The organism is Pseudoflavonifractor sp. An184 (assembly GCF_002160305.1).
Taxonomy (GTDB): domain Bacteria; phylum Bacillota; class Clostridia; order Oscillospirales; family Oscillospiraceae; genus Lawsonibacter; species Lawsonibacter pullicola.
In genome coordinates, this window is the sequence record NZ_NFKI01000007.1 from 40,142 (window position 1) to 62,232 (window position 22,091).

20 protein-coding genes and 2 pseudogenes are annotated in these 22,091 nt (G+C 57.8%); 15 read left to right on the forward strand and 7 right to left on the reverse strand.

Annotated features, from left to right (window positions below; translation table 11 throughout):
• Positions 1 to 2: 2 nt before the first annotated feature.
• From B5F19_RS04255 to B5F19_RS04275, 5 genes are all read left to right on the forward strand, one after another.
• Positions 3 to 1,994, forward strand: coding sequence for a type IV secretory system conjugative DNA transfer family protein (locus B5F19_RS04255; protein WP_242972692.1), 1,992 nt, complete (start codon positions 3 to 5; stop codon positions 1,992 to 1,994).
• A gap of 49 nt (positions 1,995 to 2,043) precedes the next feature.
• A complete protein-coding gene (locus tag B5F19_RS04260; protein ID WP_087288339.1) occupies positions 2,044 to 3,573 on the forward strand; it encodes a S1 RNA-binding domain-containing protein in 1,530 nt (509 codons plus the stop codon).
• A 17-nt stretch (positions 3,574 to 3,590) separates the two neighbouring features.
• Positions 3,591 to 4,145, forward strand: a complete 555-nt coding sequence (locus B5F19_RS04265; protein ID WP_087288340.1) for a hypothetical protein — start codon at positions 3,591 to 3,593, stop codon at positions 4,143 to 4,145.
• A gap of 446 nt (positions 4,146 to 4,591) precedes the next feature.
• Positions 4,592 to 5,056 (forward strand): zinc-finger-containing protein, encoded by a 465-nt coding sequence (locus tag B5F19_RS04270; RefSeq protein ID WP_162612512.1) that lies wholly within the window; start codon positions 4,592 to 4,594, stop codon positions 5,054 to 5,056.
• Position 5,057: 1 nt separating this feature from the next.
• Positions 5,058 to 5,591, forward strand: coding sequence for a sigma-70 family RNA polymerase sigma factor (locus B5F19_RS04275; protein ID WP_087288344.1), 534 nt, complete (start codon positions 5,058 to 5,060; stop codon positions 5,589 to 5,591).
• A gap of 166 nt (positions 5,592 to 5,757) precedes the next feature.
• Here the strand turns inward: B5F19_RS04275 and B5F19_RS04280 are convergent, their stop codons facing one another.
• Together B5F19_RS04280 and B5F19_RS04285 are read right to left on the reverse strand one after the other, a co-directional pair.
• A complete protein-coding gene (locus B5F19_RS04280; RefSeq protein WP_087288346.1) occupies positions 5,758 to 6,522 on the reverse strand; it encodes a hypothetical protein in 765 nt (254 codons plus the stop codon).
• Positions 6,519 to 7,079, reverse strand: coding sequence for a sigma-70 family RNA polymerase sigma factor (locus tag B5F19_RS04285; RefSeq protein ID WP_087288348.1), 561 nt, complete (start codon positions 7,077 to 7,079; stop codon positions 6,519 to 6,521). The genes B5F19_RS04280 and B5F19_RS04285 overlap by 4 nt, the downstream gene beginning before the upstream one ends.
• A 320-nt stretch (positions 7,080 to 7,399) precedes the next feature.
• Here B5F19_RS04285 and B5F19_RS04290 point away from each other — a divergent pair, with 320 nt between their 5' ends.
• The 5 genes from B5F19_RS04290 (at position 7,400) to B5F19_RS04305 (ending at position 11,765) form a co-directional block, all read left to right on the forward strand.
• Positions 7,400 to 7,924, forward strand: coding sequence for a hypothetical protein (locus tag B5F19_RS04290; protein ID WP_006573797.1), 525 nt, complete (start codon positions 7,400 to 7,402; stop codon positions 7,922 to 7,924).
• A gap of 364 nt (positions 7,925 to 8,288) precedes the next feature.
• Entirely contained in the window at positions 8,289 to 9,230 is a 942-nt protein-coding gene (locus tag B5F19_RS04295) for a hypothetical protein (RefSeq protein ID WP_087288349.1), read from the forward strand.
• 54 nt (positions 9,231 to 9,284) lie between these two features.
• Complete coding sequence (locus tag B5F19_RS17410) at positions 9,285 to 9,455, forward strand: hypothetical protein (RefSeq protein WP_162612513.1); 171 nt, start codon at positions 9,285 to 9,287, stop codon at positions 9,453 to 9,455.
• A 38-nt stretch (positions 9,456 to 9,493) separates the two neighbouring features.
• Positions 9,494 to 10,201: an ABC transporter ATP-binding protein gene (locus B5F19_RS04300; protein ID WP_087288351.1), complete on the forward strand. Its 708-nt coding sequence runs from the start codon at positions 9,494 to 9,496 to the stop codon at positions 10,199 to 10,201.
• Complete coding sequence (locus tag B5F19_RS04305) at positions 10,194 to 11,765, forward strand: hypothetical protein (RefSeq protein ID WP_087288353.1); 1,572 nt, start codon at positions 10,194 to 10,196, stop codon at positions 11,763 to 11,765. Before B5F19_RS04300 ends, B5F19_RS04305 begins: the two co-directional genes overlap by 8 nt.
• A 123-nt stretch (positions 11,766 to 11,888) precedes the next feature.
• Here B5F19_RS04305 and B5F19_RS04310 read toward each other — a convergent pair whose 3' ends face one another.
• Positions 11,889 to 13,220 (reverse strand): AAA family ATPase, encoded by a 1,332-nt coding sequence (locus tag B5F19_RS04310; RefSeq protein WP_087288355.1) that lies wholly within the window; start codon positions 13,218 to 13,220, stop codon positions 11,889 to 11,891.
• Positions 13,221 to 13,491: 271 nt separating this feature from the next.
• Here B5F19_RS04310 and B5F19_RS04315 point away from each other — a divergent pair, with 271 nt between their 5' ends.
• The 4 genes and pseudogenes from B5F19_RS04315 to B5F19_RS04330 form a co-directional block, all read left to right on the forward strand.
• Entirely contained in the window at positions 13,492 to 14,352 is an 861-nt protein-coding gene (locus B5F19_RS04315) for a TraX family protein (protein ID WP_087288357.1), read from the forward strand.
• A gap of 9 nt (positions 14,353 to 14,361) precedes the next feature.
• Positions 14,362 to 15,027: a response regulator transcription factor gene (locus B5F19_RS04320; protein WP_087288358.1), complete on the forward strand. Its 666-nt coding sequence runs from the start codon at positions 14,362 to 14,364 to the stop codon at positions 15,025 to 15,027.
• Positions 15,012 to 16,388, forward strand: a complete 1,377-nt coding sequence (locus tag B5F19_RS04325; protein WP_242972693.1) for a HAMP domain-containing sensor histidine kinase — start codon at positions 15,012 to 15,014, stop codon at positions 16,386 to 16,388. Before B5F19_RS04320 ends, B5F19_RS04325 begins: the two co-directional genes overlap by 16 nt.
• 138 nt (positions 16,389 to 16,526) lie before the next feature.
• Positions 16,527 to 16,646: pseudogene (locus B5F19_RS04330) on the forward strand (helix-turn-helix transcriptional regulator); the annotation flags it as partial.
• A gap of 449 nt (positions 16,647 to 17,095) precedes the next feature.
• On the opposite strand, the gene B5F19_RS04340 reads toward B5F19_RS04330, so the two are convergent.
• The 4 genes from B5F19_RS04340 to B5F19_RS04360 all read right to left on the reverse strand — a co-directional run bounded on the left by B5F19_RS04340 (position 17,096) and on the right by B5F19_RS04360 (position 21,186).
• A complete protein-coding gene (locus B5F19_RS04340; RefSeq protein WP_087288362.1) occupies positions 17,096 to 18,460 on the reverse strand; it encodes an IS1182 family transposase in 1,365 nt (454 codons plus the stop codon).
• A gap of 409 nt (positions 18,461 to 18,869) precedes the next feature.
• Positions 18,870 to 19,352, reverse strand: a complete 483-nt coding sequence (locus B5F19_RS04350) for an ABC transporter permease (protein WP_087288364.1) — start codon at positions 19,350 to 19,352, stop codon at positions 18,870 to 18,872.
• A gap of 21 nt (positions 19,353 to 19,373) precedes the next feature.
• Positions 19,374 to 20,300, reverse strand: coding sequence for an alpha/beta hydrolase (locus B5F19_RS04355; protein ID WP_204248290.1), 927 nt, complete (start codon positions 20,298 to 20,300; stop codon positions 19,374 to 19,376).
• 82 nt (positions 20,301 to 20,382) lie between these two features.
• Positions 20,383 to 21,186 carry a helix-turn-helix transcriptional regulator gene (locus B5F19_RS04360; RefSeq protein ID WP_087288365.1) on the reverse strand — a complete coding sequence of 268 codons (804 nt, stop codon included), beginning with the start codon at positions 21,184 to 21,186 and terminating at the stop codon, positions 20,383 to 20,385.
• An 86-nt stretch (positions 21,187 to 21,272) separates the two neighbouring features.
• On the opposite strand from B5F19_RS04360, the pseudogene B5F19_RS04365 reads away from it, so the two are divergent.
• Positions 21,273 to 22,010 (forward strand): annotated as a pseudogene (locus tag B5F19_RS04365) (sensor histidine kinase); the annotation flags it as partial.
• Positions 22,011 to 22,091: the final 81 nt, after the last annotated feature.

A 22,091-nucleotide genomic window follows, 5' to 3' on the forward strand; every position in this document is an offset into this window, starting at 1 on the left:
CGATGAAAAGTAAGTCTGTGCGCGCAGCGGGGATCGTCCTCGCCGTGATCCTGGGTGTGGCGGCGCTGCTCTATTTGGGCGGCCTCATCAGCCAGCTCACCATTGGCTACCAGAAGTGGCTGGCCGATGGCGGCATGACCGGCAAGGCCACCATGGGCGCCATCTATTTCTCGCCCCTTGCGTGCTGGCGCAGCGCCATGACGGGGAGCGGCCTGAAATGCACCCTCTTCACGGCGGTGCTGGCAGGCGGCCTGTTCGCATTCGTCCGGCTCCAAAACCGATTTGGGAGCAACGACTACGACCCCCGCAATTTTACCCGCAGCAAGCGGGGCACCTACGGCACATCCGGCTGGATGAGCGAGAAGGAGATGCGCTCCGTGCTGGAGGTGGCCGGTCCGGAGCGTGCAAAGGGGATCATCCTGGGCAAGACGGAGCGCGGCTCCGTCATCTGTCTGCCGGAGGACACCCGGCTCAATAAGCACATCGCTGTCTTCGGCGCCAGCGGCACCATGAAGTCCAGGGGCGTCATCCGTCCTGCCCTGTTCCAGAGCATCCGGCGCGGCGAGTCGGTGGTGGTCGCAGATCCAAAGTCGGAGATGTTCGCCGACACGGCGGAGCTGTTCAAGAAGCACGGCTATAAGGTGCGGGTCTATAACCTCCTGCAGCCGGAGTTCAGCGACTCCTGGAACTGCATGTTCGACCTGGGCGGCGACACACTCATGGCCCAGATCCTCACCGACGTGATCATCTCCAACACGAAGGGCGATGAGAAAGGCGACCACTTCTGGGACAACGGCGAGAGCAATCTGCTCAAGAGCCTGATCCTATATGTGGACCTGGACAGCACCCGCACGCCGGAGGAGCGGAACCTGGCCGCCGTCTATCAGATGCTCACCCAGCACACGGAGAAGGAACTCACCATGCTCTTTGACCGGCTGCCCATCGGCCATCCGGCCAAGGGGCCGTACAGCCTGTTCAGCCAGGCCAGCGATACCGTACGCGCAGGCATCGTCCTGGGCCTTGGCACCAGACTCCAGGTGCTCCAGAGCGAGGCCGTGCGGCGGATCACCCGCAGCTCCGACATCGACCTGTCTGAGCCGGGCTGGAGCAAGTGCGCTTATTACATTATCCTGGATGATCAGAACGCCTCCCTGGAGTTCCTGTCGGCCCTGTTCTTCGCCTTCCTGTTCATCAAGCTCGTGCGCTACGCCGACAGCACTCCGGAACAGCGCTGCAAGGTGCCGGTCAACATCATCCTGGACGAGATGAACAACATCGGCACCATCAAGGATTTCGGCAGACGGCTGTCCACCATCAGGTCGAGAGCGCTCCAGGTCATCATGTGTTCGCAAAGCCTTCCCCAGCTGCAAAACCGCTACCCCAATAACCTGTGGGCGGAGCTGCTGGGCAACGCCGACACCCAGATCATGCTGGGCGCCACGGATGACGTGACCGCGGAGTACTTCAGCGCCCGCAGCGGGGACATGACGGTGGAGGTCAACTCCACCATGACCACACGGCAGAGCCTCGCCCTGGCGCAGGTCATCCCCCAGTACCGCTACACGGAGGGGATCGGCCGGCGGCGGGTGCTGACCCCGGACGAGGTGCTCCGGCTCCCCAACGATGAGCTGCTGATCATCCTGCGCGGCCAGAAGGTGCTCCGGGCCAAGAAGTTCGACTTCACCGAGCATCCCTATGCCAAAGAGTGCGAGCGCACCAGTATCCAGCGCTACCAAACCGACCCGGCGCCGGCTCAGCCGCCGGAGCCACCGGCTCAGTCCATGCCTGCTGAACCCGATATGGACAAACCGCCCGGACCGGCGCCTGCCGCCGCCGCAAAGCCGCCCGTTAAAGCGAAACCGCCACAGGCAAAGCCGAAGGCGCCCGTCCCCAAGACGCCGTCATCCGGCGGTCAGCCCTCGGAACTCCCCGCAAAGCCCGCCAAACGGCCCAAGACGCTCTACGAGAGCTCCCGGCCGCCGGCGGATTTTTAATTGTCCGCCCCCATAACCCACATCATCAACCAAAGGAGGAACCCATACCATGGCAAGAACCAAGAAAGAGATTGAGGAACAGGCTCCCGATGCGGAGCAGGAAACCACCGGGACTGAGTCTGATCCCGTCCCCCAGACTGAGCAGGATACGCCCCCCGGCGAGGTGGCCAATGCCGGTGTGACGGACCTGGAGCTGGCGGCTGCCAAGAGCTTGGATCCCGACGCGCCCCAGACCGACCTGGAATCGGGCGACGATCCCGATGGCCAGGCAGCTGCGCCCCAGACTGACCCGGAATGGGACCCGGATAGCCAGTCTGAGTCTGGCCAAGAAACCTTTTCATCCCAGACTGACATGGAATCCGCCGACTCGAATGCCGGTTCCCAGACTGACCTGGAACCGGCTGAAGAACCCGGCGATGGCCAGGCATTTGATCCCACGGCCGATCTCGGTTCCCAGACTGAGCCGGAAACAGAACCGGACGACAAAGCCTCGCCTCAGTCTGAAGGGGACGCTGCGGCTGAAGGGGACGCCGAGCCGCCTGCCCCGCCCCGGCGCCGGCGCACCTCCCGGAAGAAGGCGGCAGAGGTGCAGGAGGCGCAGGACGGGGGAGAGGATGTGCCCGCGGAGGAGGAGCAATCCGAATCCGGTCAGCCCCAGAAACTCCGCATGCCGGGCAGGCGCCGTCAGCGGGTGGTATCCATCGACGCTGAGCGGACGGTGGAGACGGATACGGACCGGCTGCGCAACGACCTGCTGGACCTGGTGGAGTCCCTCAAGAGCAAGAAGATCCTCACCGGTGCGATCCAGGGCGTGGAGCGGCTGGCGGATAACCCGGAGATGTCCTATGCAGTCATCTACCACGGCGACTTCAAGGTCATCATCCCGGTGCTGGAGGCCATCGAGGAGCCGGAGGACTACCGCGGCCAGCCCAAGGGCGACGTGCTCCACTACCTGCTCAACAAGCGGCTGGGCGCGGAGGTGGATTACATCGTCAAGGGCATCGACCAGGAACACAACGTGGTGGCGGCCAGCCGGCTGGAGGCCATGGCGCTCAAGCGCAGGGAGTACTACTTCCGTACCGACCGGGACGGCAACTACCAGATCTATGAGGGCATCCGCGCCGAGGCACGGGTCATCTCCGTCATCCGGGCGGGCATCTTTGTGGACCTGTTCGGCGCGGAGTGCTATATCCCCCTCCGGGAACTGTCCTACCAGCGCTGGGTGGACGCCGCGCAGCACTATCAGCCCGGCCAGCGCGTGCTGGTGCGGGTGCTGGAGGTGGACCGCAGCGACCGCGGCCGTCCAAGGGTGACCGCCTCGGTGAAGCAGGCAATGGAGAACCCCTATGAGAAGGCGCTGAAGAAGTATGTGGTGGGCAACCGCTATGTGGGCACCGTCAGCATGGTCGATCTCAACGGTGTGTTCGTGTCCCTGGACGGCGGCATCGACTGCCTGTGTACCTATCCCAAGCGCGGCCGGCCGCCCCGAGGCGCCAGAGCGACGGTGCGGATCCTGGGCATCAACCACGAGAACAACCGGATCTGGGGCGTCATCACCCACATGTCCACCACGCGCTGAGGGGAGGGGAGCGGACCATGACGATCCAGAGACGGCTCCGGGTGACCCTCCTGACCGCCCTGTGCCTGGCCATGTGCCTTTGCACCACGGCCTTCGCGGATACGGACGGCACCGAGCCGAAGATCACCCAGCAGCCCGACCAGCTGGTCCTTCAGCTGGGCACGCGCTGGGCTGGCGTGGAGTTTGAGCTGCACACCGACGCCGGCGTCTTCCCGGCCCCCATCGTAGTGGACGAGACGGGTGTGCTGACCATGGATCTGGGCGGCAGCACCACCTACACCCTCAGCTGCATCAACTCCACCGTCCCCATCCCTGACCCGCCCGCAGAGCAGGTCCCCGATACCCAGCAGCAGCCGGACAGCTCAGCCCAGCAGCCTTCCGGACAGGTACAGCAGCCGCAGGAGCAGGTCCCCGCCGGAGAGCCTGCCGGCGTCCCCATCGCTCCTATGGTGGTGTTTTTCATCGGCCTCGCCTGCGGGATCGGCGGCCTCGTGGCCCTCTACTTGGCCAAGCGGCGCCGCCAGCAGGCCGACTACGACGAGTGGGCGGAGGAGGATGAGGAACAGTATTGACCGGCAAAAACCGCCTCAGACTGAGATAAAATCTCCCAAACTGAGATGGGCAAAAAAGTGGCGGAAATCGCGCCAAAACTGCGTTTTTTCATTGACTATTTGCCGGCATCCTGTTATAATTTCATTGTAGCAAGATACTGCGCGCAGGCTCTCGATACGCCGGGGCGCCTTGGCGTCAGACCTGCCGGTGCAGGCGGGGAATCGTGACGGAGCCGCTGTCCCGCGGCCCCACAAAGCGCAGGTCTTGTTGATAAAATATGTGGCCGGAAGGCCGCTGAAATACAGTGCAGAGTCAATGGCTGGATGCGACACCAATACTCCAGCGCCTGGCTCTGCATTGTCTTTTTTCAGCGGGCTTCCGGCCTTTTTTGTTTTTCAGCCGGCTGTGACAAAGCCGGTGCGAGTAGGAACTATGGAAGATCTCTTTCGGAAAGGTGGGATACAAGGTGAGCAAGAGATCAAGACGCAGCCGGACAGGGGTGCTGCCCGGCGCCGGACGCCTGCGCTGCCACTGCGGCAGCCCCGCGGTGCTTCGAAGCGCGGAGGGCCTTTGCAGGACGCACCGGCCGGGTGCGATGGCCTATGTCTGCTCCCGGTACCCGGTATGCGATTCCTATGTGATGGCGCACCCGGGTACCTTGGAGCCCATGGGGAGCCTGGCCGGGCCGAAGCTGCGGCAGCTGCGCTATGCCGCGCATCAGGAGTTCAACAAACTGTATCAGTCCGGACTCATGAGCAAGCGGGACGCCTACCAGTGGCTGGCCATGACCGTACAGGCGCCCATGGCCCACGCCCATATCGGGCATTTGGGCGAGTACTACTGCCAGGTGGTCATTGACGAGAGCCGGAAACTGCTCCAGGAGCGGCTGGAGCAGCAAAACAAATTGAAAGAGGTAGCAGGAGGTGCATGATATGCTGTCGCCGCTTACGAAGGAGCAGCGGATGAAGGTAGAAGAGAACATGGGACTGGTGGGCAAGGTGATCCAGGACTGCGTCCATACCCTGGGCGCCGGGAGCATGTTCGACTACGACGACCTGTTCCAGATCGGCTGCCTGGGGCTTTGCAAGGCGGCCCAGACGGATAAACCGGGGCACACAGTGGCCTTTTCCACCTACGCCTACCGGCTCATCCGCAATGAAATCTATACCGAACTGGAGCGCGCCACCCGCCGGGGGCGGGAGGTCGCCACCGATCCTGCCGAGCTGCCCTGCACGGTGCTGGACGATGATACCCCGGAGCAGCGGGAAGCCTGCTCGGCGCTCCTGGTGCGCCTGGAGCGGGCGGAGGCCGGGGCCGCCGGCGTGACAGCCAAGGGGTTCCAGGCCATCCGGATGCTGATGGACGGGTACACCAACCGGGAGATCGGGGAGATGTTCGGCGTGCCGGCAAATCATGTAACGGCGTGGGTGTCCAGGGCCCGCAAGGCCCTCGGCGCTTCAGAGTGATGGGCAGGTGAGAACTCCCTTTTTAAGGAAAGTAGTGATTTCAAAGAAAATTGAAAATTCCCGTCAAATTGACGGAAATCCCGACAGCTTATTAAAATTTCTCTCTGTCTGTCGGCATAGAAAAAGGACAGTCGATTTTCTCGGCTGCCCTTGTGGGGAAACAAAGTTATTCTTCTGCGTTTGAATCAAGTGTTCCTGCACCGTCATCGGTATATAGGTCGGCAGGGATTGAACTAACAGCAAGTTGTTCTTCTGGCGACAAGGAATTATACCATTCAAGCCATTCAAGAGTTTCTTCGGTCAAGTCAGATTTGCTAAATGACTGTCCATTAAATTCAATGGTTCCATTAGAACCTATATCCCCAGAAATAGGGGTCAATGCCTTTAATAAATCTTCGCCTGTAACACCTAACTGAGCACCATCACTTGCAAATGGAATGTGCAACAAATATTCTCCGTCTACTTCATAAACATAAATATAGATGCCAGAACCAATATCTTGTGTATTGCCCAAAAGGGAAAGGACTTCTTCTCTTGTCATAGCTGGCTCTAATTCTCTTATCTGTTCAGATGTTACTTGTGTCGGCACGTCAATCTGCTCTTCGTTACCTGGCAATAGGTTAAGGATTTCTTCGGTTAATGGACTACTTTCTCCAGCATCGATGGTTTTTACTGCTTCTTTTATTTCTTTGTGGGAGTAGTCGCCCAAATCTTCAACAGGAATACCGAGGGAATTCAGATAATCGACTGCCGCATTATATTGAATTGTATCAATAGCAAATGCGGTTAATGGTACCATCAAGCACAAACAAGCCGCAATAGCTCCCCACTTTACCCAGCCGGGCTTCTTTGCTTTGTAATATGCCCTTGCCTCGTTGATATGATTCTCATTGATGTCACCGAGGACTTCATACAGTTTTTCATTCGTCATAGTTCAAAGCCCCTTTCTAAAAGGTAGTTGTGTAGTTTTAGGCGGATGCGGTTAAGAGTCATTGATACAGCTCCATCATTCATATTGTGCCGGACGGCAATTTCTGAAATGCTGTCGGTGTACCAATATCGGCTGATAAAAATGCTTCTTTTCTTTGGTGATAGACGATCCAAAAATGTATCAATGGCTTTCGTGAGTTCCTTTTGGTCAAATGCCTGTTCCACATCATCCCTGCCAGATACCAAGTCAGAAAGTTCCTTCAGAACCGCAGGCATTTCTCCACCGCCCCGTTTGTCGGAGGTATTGTGTTTATACCTGTTAAACGACAGGTTTCTTGTAATTTTTCCAAGGAATGTGGACAGAATGCTTGGCCTGTGAGGCGGCATGGCGTTCCATGCGTTTAAGTAGGTGTCGTTGACACATTCTTCAGCATCCTCCTGATTGCCCAGTATGTTCATAGCGATCGAAGTGCAGTAGTTCCCGTACTTGTCAGCTGTGGCACGAATGGCCTGCTCGTCTCTATCCCAGTATAATTGGACGATCTGTGCATCATCCATCGGTTTTCACCTCGCTTCCTTATTTGCCTTTTCACCTATATACACAACTTTTGAACTCGAATCTCACACATTTTTTTGAAAAAAATTTTCTCTTTAATCATACCATATTGTTATCACTGTAGTATATAGCAATAGGACCACCATCCAGTTCTGAATGATAGTCCTGCCTGCCCAAAGGGGATGCTTGCTGTTTGGTGAAACCGACGGAGTTTGGGCCATCACTACTTATCTTGAAAAGGGACGGTGAGAAATGGGAATTGCTTTTCCGGCCGGAACCACCTATAATGGCACTTAGATTTTGTGTTTGTGAGGTTTCGGCCATGGGGAGAGCATCCACGAGAGAGAATAAGAACATCTATCAGACCACCCGGGAGGCCATGCACCTGACCCGGGAGGCCGCCGGCGAGCTGCTGGAGTCCATTCCGCCCGAGCGCATCGAGAAGATCGAGAACGAGCGGTCCCTGCCCCACCCGGACGAGGTGCTGACCATGGCGGAGAAGTACAAGCAGCCGGGCCTTTGCAACTACTACTGCGCCAATCAGTGCCCCATCGGGCAGGAGTATGTGCCGGAGGTGAAGATCAAGGACCTCTCCCAGATCGTCCTGGAAATGCTGGCCTCCCTCAACTCCATGAACCGGCGCAAGGACCGGCTGATTGAGATCACCGCCGACGGCGTCATCAGCGACGACGAGCTGGAGGACTTCATCCGCATCCGGGAGGAGCTGGAGCGCATCTCCATCGCGGTCGAGACGCTGCAGCTGTGGTCGGAGCGGATGCTGGCCACCGGCGCCATTGATGCTGAACGGTATGAGGAATATGAGCGCCGGCGTGCGGAGCGGGATTGAACCGGGTATTTTGCCGCGGCAGTGGAAATAGAGGGGCCTAATTTGCCAAACCGATGCTGGAAGCCGCTGGTGCGGGATGGTAGAATACGGGTAAGCAGAGAGAGCAGATGCTCCTGTGAAGTTTGCGCAGCGAGGTGACGGCGATGGATCCAAAAACGAGACTCCTGGCGATCCGCCTGATGGAGAACCTCCGAAAAAATCCCGCTTACGCCCAGACACTGGGCGTCCAGGTGACCTTAAAGAGATCCGCCTGAAGGGTTGGGCTCCCATCCCGATCCGGCGGCGGCTGAGGGCTTCACAGCTGGGTGAAGCCCTCTTTTGCAGAGAGAATTGATGCCTTGGGAAGGGAAAGGAGCGAAACGAGATGAACGGCTATGACCAGCAGCTGAAGGAGCTGCTCGCCCAGTGCGCCCGCAAGAAGAAACTGGAGGCCTCGGCCGCGGAGCTGCGGCGCCAGCGGGATACCTACGCCGCCAGGGCGGAGGAGCTGAAAGAGGCCATGCGGGAGGAGCAGGCGGATGTGGACCGGCTGGAGGGCCGGAGCCTGGCCGCCTTCTTCTACAACGTGGTAGGGAAGATGGACGAAAAGCTGACGCGGGAGCGGCAGGAGGCCTACGCCGCCCGGGTGCGGTATGACGCGGCGGCCCGGGAGCTGGCCGGTGCGGAGGAGGATCTGGCCCGGTGCCAGGCGGAACTGGGCACCCTGGACGGCTGCGAGGAGCGGTACGCCGCGCTGCTCCGGGAAAAGACCCAGGCGGTCAAGGCCGCCGGCGGCGCGGCCGCGGAACAGATCCTCCGCATGGAGGAGCGCGAGGCCTACTTAGAGAGCCAGGAGCGTGAGCTGGGGGAGGCGTCCGCCGCCGGGCAGAGCGCCCTGGCGACGGCCGATGAGATCCTGGAGAGCCTGAGCAGCGCGGAGGGCTGGGGCACCTGGGACCTGATCGGCGGTGGGCTCATCGCCGACCTGGCCAAGCACAGCAAGCTGGATGAGGCACAGGCGGCGGTGGAGTACCTGCAGTCGCAGCTGCGCGCCTTCCGGACAGAGCTGGCCGACGTGACCATCAGCGCCGATTTCCAGGTCAATATCGACGGCTTCCTCCGCTTTGCCGACTATGTGTTCGACGGTATCTTCGCCGACTGGGCGGTGCTGGACCGGATCAATCAGGCCCAGGCCCAGGTGGAGGACACCCGGGCGCAGATCTGCGCCGTTCTGGACCGCCTGGGGCAGATGACGGACCAGGCAGAGCGGGAGCGGGCCGGACTGCGGCAGGAGATCGAGGGCCTGGTCAGCAGTGTGCCCATGTAGAGTAAAATCGGAAAGCGGAATTGGGACCGAGAGAGGATAAGGAGAGGGACGAGTATGGATGATGACGCGGGCGCCCAGGCGCCCCAGCTGCTCTGGATCAACTGGACGGACCAAGTGGTGTCCTTCCATCCGGAGGAGGGGTTTGAGCCGGTGGCGTTCCCCGACCACGACGCCATGCTGGCGTATGTGTTCCAGAAGACCTCCAACGGCTTTCGCATCCAGTGAGAGGCCGCTGGGAGAAAATCGACTGCAAGGAGTAACCCATGAAATTTATCATTGAGCACCTGTCCAAGCGCTTTGAGCAGAAAGAGGTGCTGAAAGACATCGACTTTACCTTTGAGGAGGGGAGGATCTACGGCCTGTTAGGCCGAAACGGCGCCGGTAAGACGACGCTCTTCAACTGCCTGAACCGGGACATCAAGGCCGACAGCGGCAGCTTTTACATAGAAGAAAACGGCGTGCGCCGGGAGGTGGCGGCGGAGGACATTGGGTATGTCCTCTCCACGCCCACGGTGCCGGAGTTCCTCACCGGCCGGGAGTTCCTCAAGTTCTTTGTGGACATCAATTCTGACTCCATCCGGGACCCCAGGCCCCTGGACGAGTATTTTGAGGAAATGAGCATCGCCCCGGAGGACCGGGACAAGCTCCTGAAGGACTACTCCCATGGCATGAAGAACAAGATGCAGATGCTGGTCAACATCATCGCCCAGCCCAACATCCTGCTCCTGGACGAACCGCTGACCAGCCTGGACGTGGTGGTGGCCGAGGAGATGAAGAACCTGCTCCGGTCCCTGAAGGACGGGCGGATCACCATTTTCTCCACCCACATCCTGGACCTGGCCCTGGATCTGTGCGACGAGATCGTGCTGCTCAGCCACGGGGAGCTGGAGGTGGTGGAGAAGTCCAACCTGGACGACCACGCCTTCAAGGAGAAGATCATCGCGGCGCTGAAAGAGGAGAGCTATGCTTAAAACACTGCGCATCTCATTCGCCCTGAAAAATACATACCGGGTCAACGGCATCCTGCACTCCCTCAAGCAGATCCCCCTTTTGAAACGGGTGCTGCCCGACCGGCTTTATCAAGTGCGGGGGCTGAAGATCTTCGCCAACGTCCTCTCGGTGCTGTGGGAGATCGTGTCCATCTTCCTGGGGAAGTTCCTCTACTTCCTCACCATGGTCTGCGGCGTGGGGCTCCTCTACGAGCGGACGCCGGCGGGCCTCGGGTTCCTGCACATCCTGCTGTTCCTGACGCTGATCGGCTCGTATATGAACACCAACCTCTTCAACCCCACCCGGGACAAGTACTACGCCATGATCCTTCTGCGGATGAACGCCCGGTCCTACACCCTGTCTAACTACGGCTACGCGCTGGGGAAGGTCGTGGTTGGGTTCCTGCCTTTCACCATCCTCTTTGGCCTGGACCGGGGCGTGCCGCTGTGGCTGTGCCTGCTGATCCCTGTCTGCATCGCCGGCGCGAAGGTGGCGGTGGCCGCCGACTCCCTGCGGGACTATGAGATGCACGGCTATGTCCGCAATGAGAATAACCTCCAGAAGATAGCCTGGCTGCTGACGGCGCTCCTGTTGGCCCTGGCCTATGTGCCGCCCGCCGTGGGCTTCGTCCTGCCCCTCTGGGCCTCCGCGGCGCTGTTCCTGGTCTGGATCCCCCTGGGGCTCCTGAGCCTTCGGCGGGTGGTGAGCTTCCGCTACTACCGGGAGATGAACCAGGAGCTGCTGGCCCAGATCCCGGGCCAGATGGACAAGGCCAGAGCGGCGGTCAAGACGGCCAATGAGAAGAACATCTCCGCCGACACGTCCATCACCAGCCGAAAGAAGGGCTTTGAGTTCCTCAACGACCTGTTCGTCAAACGGCACCGGAAGATTTTGTGGAAATCCGCCCTGCGCATCGCCTATGTCTGCCTGTTTCTCTGCTGCGGCGCGGTGCTGCTCATGGTGATCCAGCCCGGAACCAAGGCGGACATCAATAAGATGGTCATGACGTGGCTGCCGTACTTTGCCTTCATCATGTATCTCATCAACCGGGGCACCGGCTTTACCCAGGCCCTGTTCATGAACTGCGACCACAGCCTTCTGACCTACTCCTTCTACAAGCGCCCGGGGTTCGTGCTCAGGCTGTTTCGCATCCGGCTGCGGGAGATCATTAAGGTCAACGCCGTGCCGGCGCTGGTGATCGGGTGCGGCCTGGCGCTGATCCTCTATGTCTCCGGCGGGACGGACAACCCCCTCAATTATGTGGTGCTGGTGGTCACCATCCTCGCCATGAGCGCCTTCTTCTCCATCCACTACCTGACCGTCTACTACCTGCTGCAGCCCTACACGGCCGGCACGGAGATGAAGAGCGGGACCTACCGCATCGTGATGGTCCTCACCTATGTGGTGTGCTACGCCATGATCAACGTCCGTATGCCCATCCTGATGTTCGGCGCGATGTGCATCGCCTTCTGTGTGGCGTACTCCATCGTGGCCAGCATCCTGGTCTATAAGTTCGCGCCCCGGACCTTCCGGCTACGGACGTAATATAGGAGATCTCCACCGAAGAAAAGAGCGGGGGAGCTGTGCCGGATGGCGCAGCTCCCCCGCCTTTTTCGTTTTTATGGGCCACCGTAGGAAGAAACTCACGGCAGAGTCAAGAAAAATGCCTCAGCCGGAGGCCGCGGAGAAGAACATGACATAGTAGATCGGGAGATAGGTGATCTTCCCCTTGCTGGATACCTTGCGCTCATTGGACAGTACGAATGCCTTCTTGATATGGTAGTCCTCATTTTGGACAAAGGTGTTGAGCGCGCTGTGTACGGTATAGTCCTTGCCGGACTTGACCTCAAGGGGGACGGCGGAAAGGCTGCTGTAATCGTCGATCAGGTAATCGACCTCGCCCTTGCTGCGGTTGTCATAGTAGTACAGCTTATAGCCATGGGCGGCCAGTTCGCTGGCGACGACAGTCTCATAGACGGATCCCAGATTGATGCTCTTTTCATCATCCAGGACGGCACGGATATTGTTCCCGTAAAGAAGGCACGTCAGGAGCCCCACATCGTTGAGATAGAGCTTGAGCAGGTTTTTCCCGGCGGACTCGATCAGCGGGAAAACCGGATTGGAGATGGCCTGAACGGGCAGGGCGATCCCGGCGCTGATCAGATACTCAAACTCGTCGCTGTAATCGCGGAAGGTCTTTCCCTTCTTATCCTCAATGCTCTTGGCTACCACGCGCTTTTTCTTGTTCTCCATATTGGAGGGGATGAGGTCGTAGATGCGCCGGATCATCAGCTTCCGCTCTTCGCCGTATCTGGAGGCGTCGGCGGCATAGTAGTCATGGATCTCCCGCTGGATCTCCCGCACAGTCTGTATGTTCTTCTCCGCCAGATAGGTATTGACCGCATCGGGCAGCCCGCCGACCAGCAGATACTTGCGGAACAGATCCATTACCTTGTTGTGCGTCGCCTCGTCCAGCGCCTCCAATGCCTCAAACCTCCGGCGCATAGCGGTGATGGCAAATTCATTCAGCCCATTCGCATACAGGAACTCCTCAAAATCCAGGGGGAACATCTGGACCTTTCGGATGCTGCCCATGGGAATGGAGGGGGTCTGCGCCAGCGTGACGCCCAGCAGCGAGCCGCTTGCGATATAGGTGAACCGGCCGTCCTGAGCCAGAAACTTGAGCATGGTGAGCAGGTGAGGATAGGCCTGGATCTCATCCAGGAAAATCAGCGTATTTTCCTTTTCCTTCATCCTGTCGCCGGCGAGCATACTCACCTGAAGGTAGAAGTCCTCCACCGTCCGGACGTTGGCAAACAGCCCGGCGCCCAGCGCGTCCTCCACCAGGTTGATCTCGATGTAGTTCTCAAACAGCTTCTGTCCCACATAGCGGACAATGTAGGTCTTGCCCACCTGACGGGCGCCGTCAATGAGCAGGATCTTGTTCGAGTCCGATTGCAGATGTGCCTCGATCAGAGAGGCTATTTTTCGGTAAAGCATACGGCACCTCCTGATGAACAGATTTTTCAATAGGATTATACTGCATATAGTATGACTTTTCAATAGATTTTATATTCAAAAATCTGAACTTATCAAAAAGAGGGACCGCCGGAGAGAACTCGCTTAGCCGCCGGGGTGATGACTATGCAGGGGGGAGGCGGCAGCAGGGAGTAACTTCAGAGTCCGACTGGATATTTTCCAATCCATCTTGATACTTTCCTTAGAATTGCCTGTTACCATAGCGGCAGAATCTGATAAGGAGACTTCTGCTATGGAAACGACACGCGCATTGACTAAGACCGGCGGCATCACCGAGACGGGGCTCAAGTGGATCGCCCTGGTCACCATGGTGATGGACCACATCCACTACTTCTTCGGCTTCACCGGCATGATCCAGGAGTGGTTCAGCATGGTGGGGCGGCTGGGGGCGCCCCTGTTCCTCTTCTGCCTGGTGGAGGGCTTCACCCACACCCACAGCCGGAAGAAGTACTTCGCCAAGGTCTACATCCTCTCCGCCGCCATGTCCGCCCTGCTGTTCTTCATGGCCTTCGGCGGCATCCTGGTGCGGCCCGACGGGTTCTACCCGGGGAACGGCATGATGACCACCTTCGCGGTGCTCATGGTGATCTGGCAGGGCATCGACTGGCTGGGACAGAAAAAGGTCCTGCCCGGGCTGGCGGCGGTGATCCTCCCCCTGGCCTGGCCCATCCTGGCAAGCCAGCTGTCTGTGGCCTTTCCCGCTCTGGCCACGCCGCTGGGCTTTGCCGCCTACTCGGTCCTGCCCACATGGGGCACCACCGGGGACAGCGGCTGGCCGGTGCTGGTGATGGGGCTGGTGCTCTACCTGTTTAGAAAGCGCCGGGGTGTGCAGGTGGCGGCCTTCTCCGTCTACTACATCCTCTATGGCGTAGTCTATATGGCCGCCATAGCCTCCGCTATGGCCCCGGACTTCGTCTGGTGGCAGCTCTTCACCCAGTACTATGAGATCTACGGCATCTTGGCGGCGCCCTTGATGCTGTGGTATAATGGCCGGCGGGGCGGCGGGCATAAGCTGCTGTTCTATGCCTTCTATCCCGCCCACATCTACATTCTCTACGCCCTCTCCTGGGGGCTGTACCTTCTGCTGAACTGAGGTGACATGATGGCCCATATCCTGGTGGTGGATGATGACAAGGATCTCTGCGCCCTGCTGAGGACCGCCCTGGAGCGGGACGGGCACCAGGTGTCCACCCGCCTGAGCGGCCGGGAGGTGGACGAATCCGCTTGCCGCTGGGCGGACTGCATATTGCTGGATGTGATGATGCCGGGGGAGGACGGGTTCGCCCTCTGCCGCCGCATCCGGGGGCTGGCGGACTGCCCCATCCTCTTCCTCACCGCCAAGACCGAGGAGGCCGACGTGCTCACCGGCCTGGGGCTGGGCGGGGACGACTACCTCACCAAGCCCTTCCGCGTCGCGGAGCTGCGGGCCCGGGTGGCGGCCCACCTTCGCCGGGAGCAGCGCACGCCCCATGCCCGCCTGCGCCGGGGGGCGATGGACTTCGACCTGGGGGAGCGGGCGGTGTACTGGAAGGACACGCCCTTGAAACTGACCAAGGGGGAGTACGCCATCTGTGAGTACCTGGCCATGCACCCGGGCCAGACCTTCTCCAAGGAGCAGCTCTATGAGGCGGCCTTCGGCTACGACGGCGAGGCGGACGCCTCGGCCGTGACGGAGCACATCAAGAACATCCGGGCCAAGCTGCGCTCGGCAGGGGAGAGCCCTATTGAAACCGTCTGGGGGGTGGGCTACAAGTGGAAAAATGGATAAGACGGCCCGCCGGCCTCACCGCGCTGTTCTGGCGGTATCTGATCACCACCGGCATCGTGGTCATCCTGCTGGCGGTCCTCTGGTGGTTTGGCATGACCACCATGATGCGGTATGGCATCGTGTATCCGGCCAACACCGCCGCCAGCGGGGTGGAGGCGGTGGCCCAGGCCCTCTCCTCCGGGGAACTGGACACGGAGGAGATCCCCTACTTTTACCGCTGGGCCATCTTTGACGGGGGCGGGCAGGTGCGGGACCCGGGGAACATGGATGAGAAGCACCTGGACTACGCCGAGGCCGCCCTGGCCGGGGAGCGGGACCCCCAGGGAATGTTCTACTCCCAGTACCACCGGCTGACCCAGCTGCCGGACGGGACCACCTGCGTAATCCAATATGACTACTCCATGCCCTACGGCGCCGAGGTGCTTCAGCGCCGCCTGCCGGAGTTCCAGACCTGCGCCACCATCGTTCTGCTGCTTGCCTGGCTGACGGCGGGGGCCATCTCCACCCATCACTTCGCCGGCCTTCTGCGGCGGGACGCCGCCCTGCTCACCGGCGCCACGGAGGCCATCGCCCAGAGGCGGCTGGACGTGCCCATCACCGGGCGGGCGAGGGTGCGGGAGTTCGGGGCGACGCTAAAGGCCATGGACGACCTGCGGCGGAACCTGGCGGAGTCCCTGGAGAGCCAGTGGGGCATGGAGCAGCAGCGCCGGCTGGAGCTGGCGGCCCTGACCCACGACCTCAAGACCCCCCTCAGCGTCATCAGCGGCAACGCGGAGCTGCTGGGGGAGGACGCCTTGACCGAGGGCCAGCGGGAGAGTGTGGACGCCATTTTCCGCAGCGCCCTCCGCCTCCAGGACTATGTGGCCCAGCTGCGGGCCATGACCGGCTCCGAGGCCGCCCTCAGCCGGGAGAAGGAGAGGGTTTCCCTCCCGGCGCTGGCCGAGGGCTGGCGGGAGGTGGGCCAGAGCCTCTGCGGGGCAAAGCCGGCGGCGTTCCGCTGCCCGGAGGTGCCCCGGCTGGAGCTGGCGGTCTACCGGGGGGACCTGGACCGGGCGGTGAGCAATCTGCTGGACAACGCGGCACGCTACACGCCCGCCGGCGGCGCCGTCACCCTGTCCGTGGCCGCGGACGGCGAGGCGCTGACCATCGCCGTGGAGGACACCGGCCCCGGCTTTTCCGCGGAGGCCCTGGCCCGGGGGAGCCAGGCCTTCTACACCAGCGACGCCAGCCGGCCCCAGGAGGGCCACATGGGGATGGGCCTCTATTTCGCCGCCCAGACCGCGAAGCGCCACGGCGGGGCCCTGCGCCTTGCCAATACCGGCCTCGGCGCCAGGGCGGAGCTGATTTTGCCGATCAACTGAAGCCTGCCGGCTGTTCCATGAGGGGCAGCCGGCAGGCTTTATTGCCGCTTTCTGGGGATGTTAAGACCCGTTGCTTGCGGCAACGGGCAATTTCGGCTACAATAACGGCAGCGACGGAAAGAAAAGAGGCTGTCCTTTATGCTCAACGAAAATATAAAAGCGATCAGAAAAGCAAAGGGCCTTTCCCAGCAGGAGCTTGCCGTCAAGCTGAACATTGTGCGGCAAACAGTTTCAAAATGGGAGCAAGGGGTATCACTTAGATAAAGATACCACACCAATCCCACGCTGACTTTTGCTCAACCGATACAGCCAGAGGGCTGGATAACAAGAAAAGGCGGTATGCGCCCCGTGGAGGGGTAGCGTACCGCCTTTTTTTGTGGGGGTTTCCAAAGGGGGCAACGCCCCCATTTGGCACACGACTTTGCGAAGCAAAGTGTAGTGTGTTATACGCTCTGTCGGCGTTGCCGTGAAAATGCCGTTGCCGCTGGGGAGGGCAAGGGCATTTGAAGCGGCAGGAAAACAGGGCTGTGCTTGTGTGGCGTGGAGCCGCAAGCGCAGGTCTGTTTTCGACAGCAGACAGGGCGTATATGAACACCCCCGTTCTTCGTCCTACGCTCTGACTTGTGGACAAAGTGAGTCTGTTGACAAAGTGACTTATGATCATGGGTTGACAGGATGAGGGGGAAGAAAAAAGACGCCCCATGGCGTCAATCTGCGTTTCGTATCAATCTTTTGAGGTTCAAGGCCGCGGCGGAAAGGAGGCAGTGGTCCTCCGCTGCCTCTCGTCCCCGCCGCAAAAGCCGTGTTAAGTTGTGGCAGCGTTTCTGGATGGCAAAAGAGCCCTCGCACCAGATCTGCCGCAGCCTCAGCGCCTCCCGGTACTCCGGCTGGGTACGCCGCTCCAGGTTTTTTCGGCGCTGGGGCATGAAATAGCTGTGCTCCAGCTTCCGGGCGCCCCGCCTGTCCTCTGGCCTCAGGCACTGTGAGCGGAATGGACAGCTTTGGCAGTCCCGCTTGTCTGCCAGATACAGCCGGTACAGCCCGCTGGCGCTGCGGTGGAGGGTATTCAGCTTCAGCAGTTTGTCGTTGGGACAGACGTATGCGTCCAGGCTTTCCTCATATCGGAACGCCTCCCGCTTCAGTTCTACGCTGGTACGGTCATGGGCCGTCTGAGGCCGGACGAAAAACCGGATGCCCAGATCATCCAATACCCGGTGGGCCAGAGGGAAGTCATAGGCGGCATCCGCCGCCGCGGCCTGGATAGGGAGGACAGCCCGGTGAACATGCTCCAACTGCTCCAGGTAGGGCACGGAGTCATAGACGTCGCCGGGCGTCACCCTCACATCCAGGATGACACCGTGGTCGGTGTCCACCGTCTGGTGAGAGAGGTAATACTGTCCCCTGGGCTTCCCGGGGCGCTTCATGTGACCCGCCTCTGGGTCTGTCCGGCTTACCCGCTTCTTCGTCTGCCGCCGGTCTTTCTTGACCTGCTTTGTCCGGGACTTGCGCCGCCTCCCCGTCTTGCGCTCCAGCTCCGCCAGCCCCTCCTCCTCATAGGCATCCAGCCGCTCCCAGTACACCCCGGGCTCCTCTGTCAGCTCCACCTGCTCCTCCGAGGCCCGGGAGGCGTTGGCCTTCACATGGGTGGAGTCTGTCCCCACCAGCCGCCCGCTGGCCAGCCCATTGGCGATGCACTGCCCCACGACCTCCTCAAACAACCGGCGAAATACTTTGCGGAAGGCCGGCTTCCTCCGCCGCAGCTGGCTGATCGTGCTGTGGTCCGGCACCCGGTCAAACAGGTCCAGTCCCAGATACCACCGCAGGGCCACATCCGTCTGGACGCGCTGCTCGATCTGCCGCTCTGACGGTATCCCGTACAGAAAGCCCACCAGCAGATATTTCACCAGCACCACCGGGTCAATGGGAGGACGGCCGTACCGCCGGCTATACAGATGGGACGTTTCCTCATATACAAAGGACAGGTCCAGCACACCCTCCAGCCGACGCAAATAGTGCTCCCTCGGCACCAATTCCTCTATCGTTACCATGTGTACGGCCAGCTGCATTCCCATCACCGTTCCTATCTCATTTCCTCTTATTTTACCATATTTCTCCCCCAATTTTGACTTTGTCAACAGACCCAAAGTGTCCCGAAGTTGTGGCCACACTCCCGGAAAAATAGCAGGACAGCGGGCAACCGTCAAGACTGAAATGAACGGGTTTGCACCCGGTCTTGACCGCCGTCCGCCGCCCCGCTGAATGGGTGGACAAGGCGGCCAATCTCTCAAAGTGCTTGGCCGCTCTCTTTCTGATTTTGGAGCGTTTCTTTTCTAAAAATTGAAATGGGCGGGAAGCCATTTTAGGGCTTTCCCGCATTGATTACCCTTTAGCAAAGACGGGCGTGACTGTCAACGGCGGCGCATGAAATGCGCCGTTTATCTTGACCGTTGACTGGCTCGGCTGGCTTTGCTATCTTTATCCTTAAAATAGCGTCAATATATATCCGTCTATTATGGCGATTATCAGATACAAGATAAATCCTCGAATAAACGACTGTATATGTTTCTGCGGATTTTGATACAATTCTTTTTCAGGTATTTTTGTAAAGCGAATACGTTTCGTATTCCTCCACCATAAAAGGTCAATGATTAGCAAATCAAATATATTCAGGCTTTGTCCAATTATATTTAGGCAAATGAAATTATGATAAAAGTTATTTTCTCTAATAAACAATCCTAATATGAAAAATAAAGGCAGGAATAGTAGAAAATTCGATATAAATACTATTATTTTATTGCTTTCTTTAAAGCGTCCCTGATACTCTATAATTTCCTTTATTTGATTTTGCACCTTATCTGGATAAGATGAATAGTTTTTCAAATTTTTATCATCAGTGCCTGTTCCACCAAAACAAAGCAGAAAAAAGATAATACATAAAATTATAGTTTCGATTGCTAAAATCATTTGCTAATGCTCCTATAATACTTACAATTTAATATTTTTATTTTCACAAATTTTCTGGCATATTTCTTTATGCGCTGATTTCCCTTCTGGAAAAAAAGATACCATCGGGTAGCAGTGACACATTCCCTTTCCCACATTTAATGTATAGGTTACATTTTCCGCTTTACAAGCTTTTACGAAATTTTCAGCACAAGCATATAGCACTTCGTCGCTACCATACCAAAAATGAATATCTGGTAAGCCTTTAAAATTACCGAGTGTACCTGATAGCATATAATCTGGAACACTTTCGCCATGTTGCATAAGTGTTCTTACATTTTCCATAAAAGCAACATCTACCATAATATCCTTTGCATTTAATTCTTTCATTTTATTCAGTTGCACATTGCTATCAGGACAGCACCCCGGTGAACACGCCACAATTCTATGCGGCATAGGCAAGGGGTGATCTAAAGTGTTGTTGTATAGGCAAACACCAATAGCTAAAGCTGCTCCAGACGAAAAACCGAGTAGCGTAATATTCTCTGCGCCATAAACCGCAACCATTTTTCGGTAAGTATCAAACACCATCTTATAAGTTTCTAAAATACTATTTCGAGTACAAAGAGGATAATAAGGAAACCATACATCCATATTACAGTCCGCCCCATATTCCCCGGCGCATTTTACGTCACCCCCATCTGGACCAATAATCATTCCGCCACCAAAGAAAAATAATATTGCTTTTTCTGTCCGTTGTTGGTGTTTCTGAATAGACAGACAATGATACTTCCCATTCATTATAGGAATATCGTTATAAATATACTTGCGATTTTTCGGTATTTGAAAATTTCGATTTTTATTAAGATGTTCTGCTTTTATTATGAGTCTGTTCAATGGCAACTGAAACATTTTTTTGAATCCTAATACCCGTAATGCACTTTTAGCTATACTATATCGAATACTCATAATACGACTTCCTTTCTATTTATCAAATGATTAGTGAAAACTAATTCACTTGTAACACCTTTTCTGATTGTTGAATAGTCTATTACTTCTTCTCCATTTGCTCTATCAGCTTCTTCGCCAACTTCTGAAACAAGTCGGAGGTTTCCTCGTCCATCGGTGCAAGCTGTCCGATCTGTCCGGCAACCATCGCCGTTACATCGTCAATGGAAAGTGGTGTTTGCTTCTGCTTCGCCAATGCGTCCCGCATGGTCTGGAACATGGCGGCGGTCACAGCTTCCCCCGGCTGTTCTCCGTTGTCTATGTCTTTCTTAATATCCCGCAGGATAGCAAGGAACACGCTCTTGATTTTCTCAATCTCCGCTTCATGCTCCCCCATCTTCTGGGCGTTCAAAACTTGTAAATCCTGTCTTGCTTCTGCCCGGTGTTCCGGGTGTTCTTTCATCAGGTCGGACAGGGAAGCCGTTGCCATCTCGATAAGCTGGTTTCGTGCTGTTATCCCCTTTGCCGCCGTGTCTTGAAAATAAATCCGTATCAAATCTATCAGCTTTGGAAAGTTCCTGTGTTCCAGTAAGCGATTGAGGATTTGCACATCGACTGTGCCCGTCACAAGCCCCCTCACGGCTCCCTCGGATAAGCCCAATTCAGAAATATCATAGCTTTTGCGGACGCTCACGGTGGACAAGCCCAGTATGTAGTCCGTCGATACCTTAAATTCCTTTGCCACTCCCATGAGAATATCACTGCTGACCGTTCTCGTTTCACCGCTGACAATGCGGCTCAACTGGGAAGCGGAAACGCCTATCTTCTCCGCAAGTTCCTTTTGTGTGATGTGATTCCCGTTGCATAAATCGGAAATTCGCTGTCCGGGTGTTCCGGGTAAAGCCATAAACACGCACCTCCTCCGCATACTTCCATTATACAGAATGATTGCAAAAATGCAATTTCCAAAGTGTAAACTTCATCAAAATGCAGTACTATCAGCTCCTGAAGCTGGCCGGGAAGTCCATGCTGGAGCGGATCGGCGAGGTGGAGCGGGAGCGGGGCGAATATCGGACCTACATCGAGCAGTGGGTCCACGAGGTCAAGACGCCCATCACCGCGCTGAAGCTGCTGTGTGAGAACAACCACTCCCCCTTTTCCCGGGAGGTGCTGGCGGAGCTGGAGAACATCAACCGCTGTGCGGAGCAGGCCCTCTACTACGCCCGCAGCGAGCACACAGAGAAGGACTACTCCATCCGGGAGATGAGCCTGGCGGATGTGGTGCATGGGGCCATCGCCGACAATAAGTATCTGCTGCGGCAGTGCGATATGGCCATCACGGTGGATGACCTGGAGATAGTCGTCTATGCCGACGATAAATGGGTGCGCTTTATCCTCAATCAGATCATCAGCAACGCAGTCAAGTACCGCTCCCCGGAGCAGCCCGTCCTGCACATCTTCACGGAGCGGTCGGGGGACCAGGTGCTCCTGTCTGTTGCGGACAACGGGCTCGGCATCCCGGAGAGCGATCTGCCGCGGATCTTCGAGAAGGGCTTTACCGGCCAGAACGGGCGGACCATCCACAGCTCCACCGGCATCGGCCTGTATCTCTGCAAGCGTCTGTGCGACAAGCTGGGGATCGGGCTGTCCGCATCCTCAGCTGGCGGCAGCGGGACCACCATCACCCTCGCCTTCCATATCAACGACTTTATCACAGGGGTGCAGAGCTGACCGGTTCTGCACTTCTTACATTTTTGTAAGAACTGTGAAAGAAAAGTTGATACAAAAGCGGCCGCGCGGCAGGTACAATAG

What these genes read in the sequence shown, in the direction of transcription:
- B5F19_RS04255 (WP_242972692.1), top strand. Translation starts at nt 3, where the DNA reads ATGAAAAGTAAGTCTGTGCGCGCAGCGGGGATCGTCCTCGCCGTGATC.
- B5F19_RS04260 (WP_087288339.1), top strand. Translation starts at nt 2,044, where the DNA reads ATGGCAAGAACCAAGAAAGAGATTGAGGAACAGGCTCCCGATGCGGAG.
- B5F19_RS04265 (WP_087288340.1), top strand. Translation starts at nt 3,591, where the DNA reads ATGACGATCCAGAGACGGCTCCGGGTGACCCTCCTGACCGCCCTGTGC.
- B5F19_RS04275 (WP_087288344.1), top strand. Translation starts at nt 5,058, where the DNA reads ATGCTGTCGCCGCTTACGAAGGAGCAGCGGATGAAGGTAGAAGAGAAC.
- B5F19_RS04280 (WP_087288346.1), bottom strand. Translation starts at nt 6,522, where the DNA reads ATGACGAATGAAAAACTGTATGAAGTCCTCGGTGACATCAATGAGAAT.
- B5F19_RS04285 (WP_087288348.1), bottom strand. Translation starts at nt 7,079, where the DNA reads ATGGATGATGCACAGATCGTCCAATTATACTGGGATAGAGACGAGCAG.
- B5F19_RS04290 (WP_006573797.1), top strand. Translation starts at nt 7,400, where the DNA reads ATGGGGAGAGCATCCACGAGAGAGAATAAGAACATCTATCAGACCACC.
- B5F19_RS04295 (WP_087288349.1), top strand. Translation starts at nt 8,289, where the DNA reads ATGAACGGCTATGACCAGCAGCTGAAGGAGCTGCTCGCCCAGTGCGCC.
- B5F19_RS17410 (WP_162612513.1), top strand. Translation starts at nt 9,285, where the DNA reads ATGGATGATGACGCGGGCGCCCAGGCGCCCCAGCTGCTCTGGATCAAC.
- B5F19_RS04300 (WP_087288351.1), top strand. Translation starts at nt 9,494, where the DNA reads ATGAAATTTATCATTGAGCACCTGTCCAAGCGCTTTGAGCAGAAAGAG.
- B5F19_RS04305 (WP_087288353.1), top strand. Translation starts at nt 10,194, where the DNA reads ATGCTTAAAACACTGCGCATCTCATTCGCCCTGAAAAATACATACCGG.
- B5F19_RS04310 (WP_087288355.1), bottom strand. Translation starts at nt 13,220, where the DNA reads ATGCTTTACCGAAAAATAGCCTCTCTGATCGAGGCACATCTGCAATCG.
- B5F19_RS04315 (WP_087288357.1), top strand. Translation starts at nt 13,492, where the DNA reads ATGGAAACGACACGCGCATTGACTAAGACCGGCGGCATCACCGAGACG.
- B5F19_RS04320 (WP_087288358.1), top strand. Translation starts at nt 14,362, where the DNA reads ATGGCCCATATCCTGGTGGTGGATGATGACAAGGATCTCTGCGCCCTG.
- B5F19_RS04340 (WP_087288362.1), bottom strand. Translation starts at nt 18,460, where the DNA reads ATGGGAATGCAGCTGGCCGTACACATGGTAACGATAGAGGAATTGGTG.
- B5F19_RS04350 (WP_087288364.1), bottom strand. Translation starts at nt 19,352, where the DNA reads ATGATTTTAGCAATCGAAACTATAATTTTATGTATTATCTTTTTTCTG.
- B5F19_RS04355 (WP_204248290.1), bottom strand. Translation starts at nt 20,300, where the DNA reads ATGAGTATTCGATATAGTATAGCTAAAAGTGCATTACGGGTATTAGGA.
- B5F19_RS04360 (WP_087288365.1), bottom strand. Translation starts at nt 21,186, where the DNA reads ATGGCTTTACCCGGAACACCCGGACAGCGAATTTCCGATTTATGCAAC.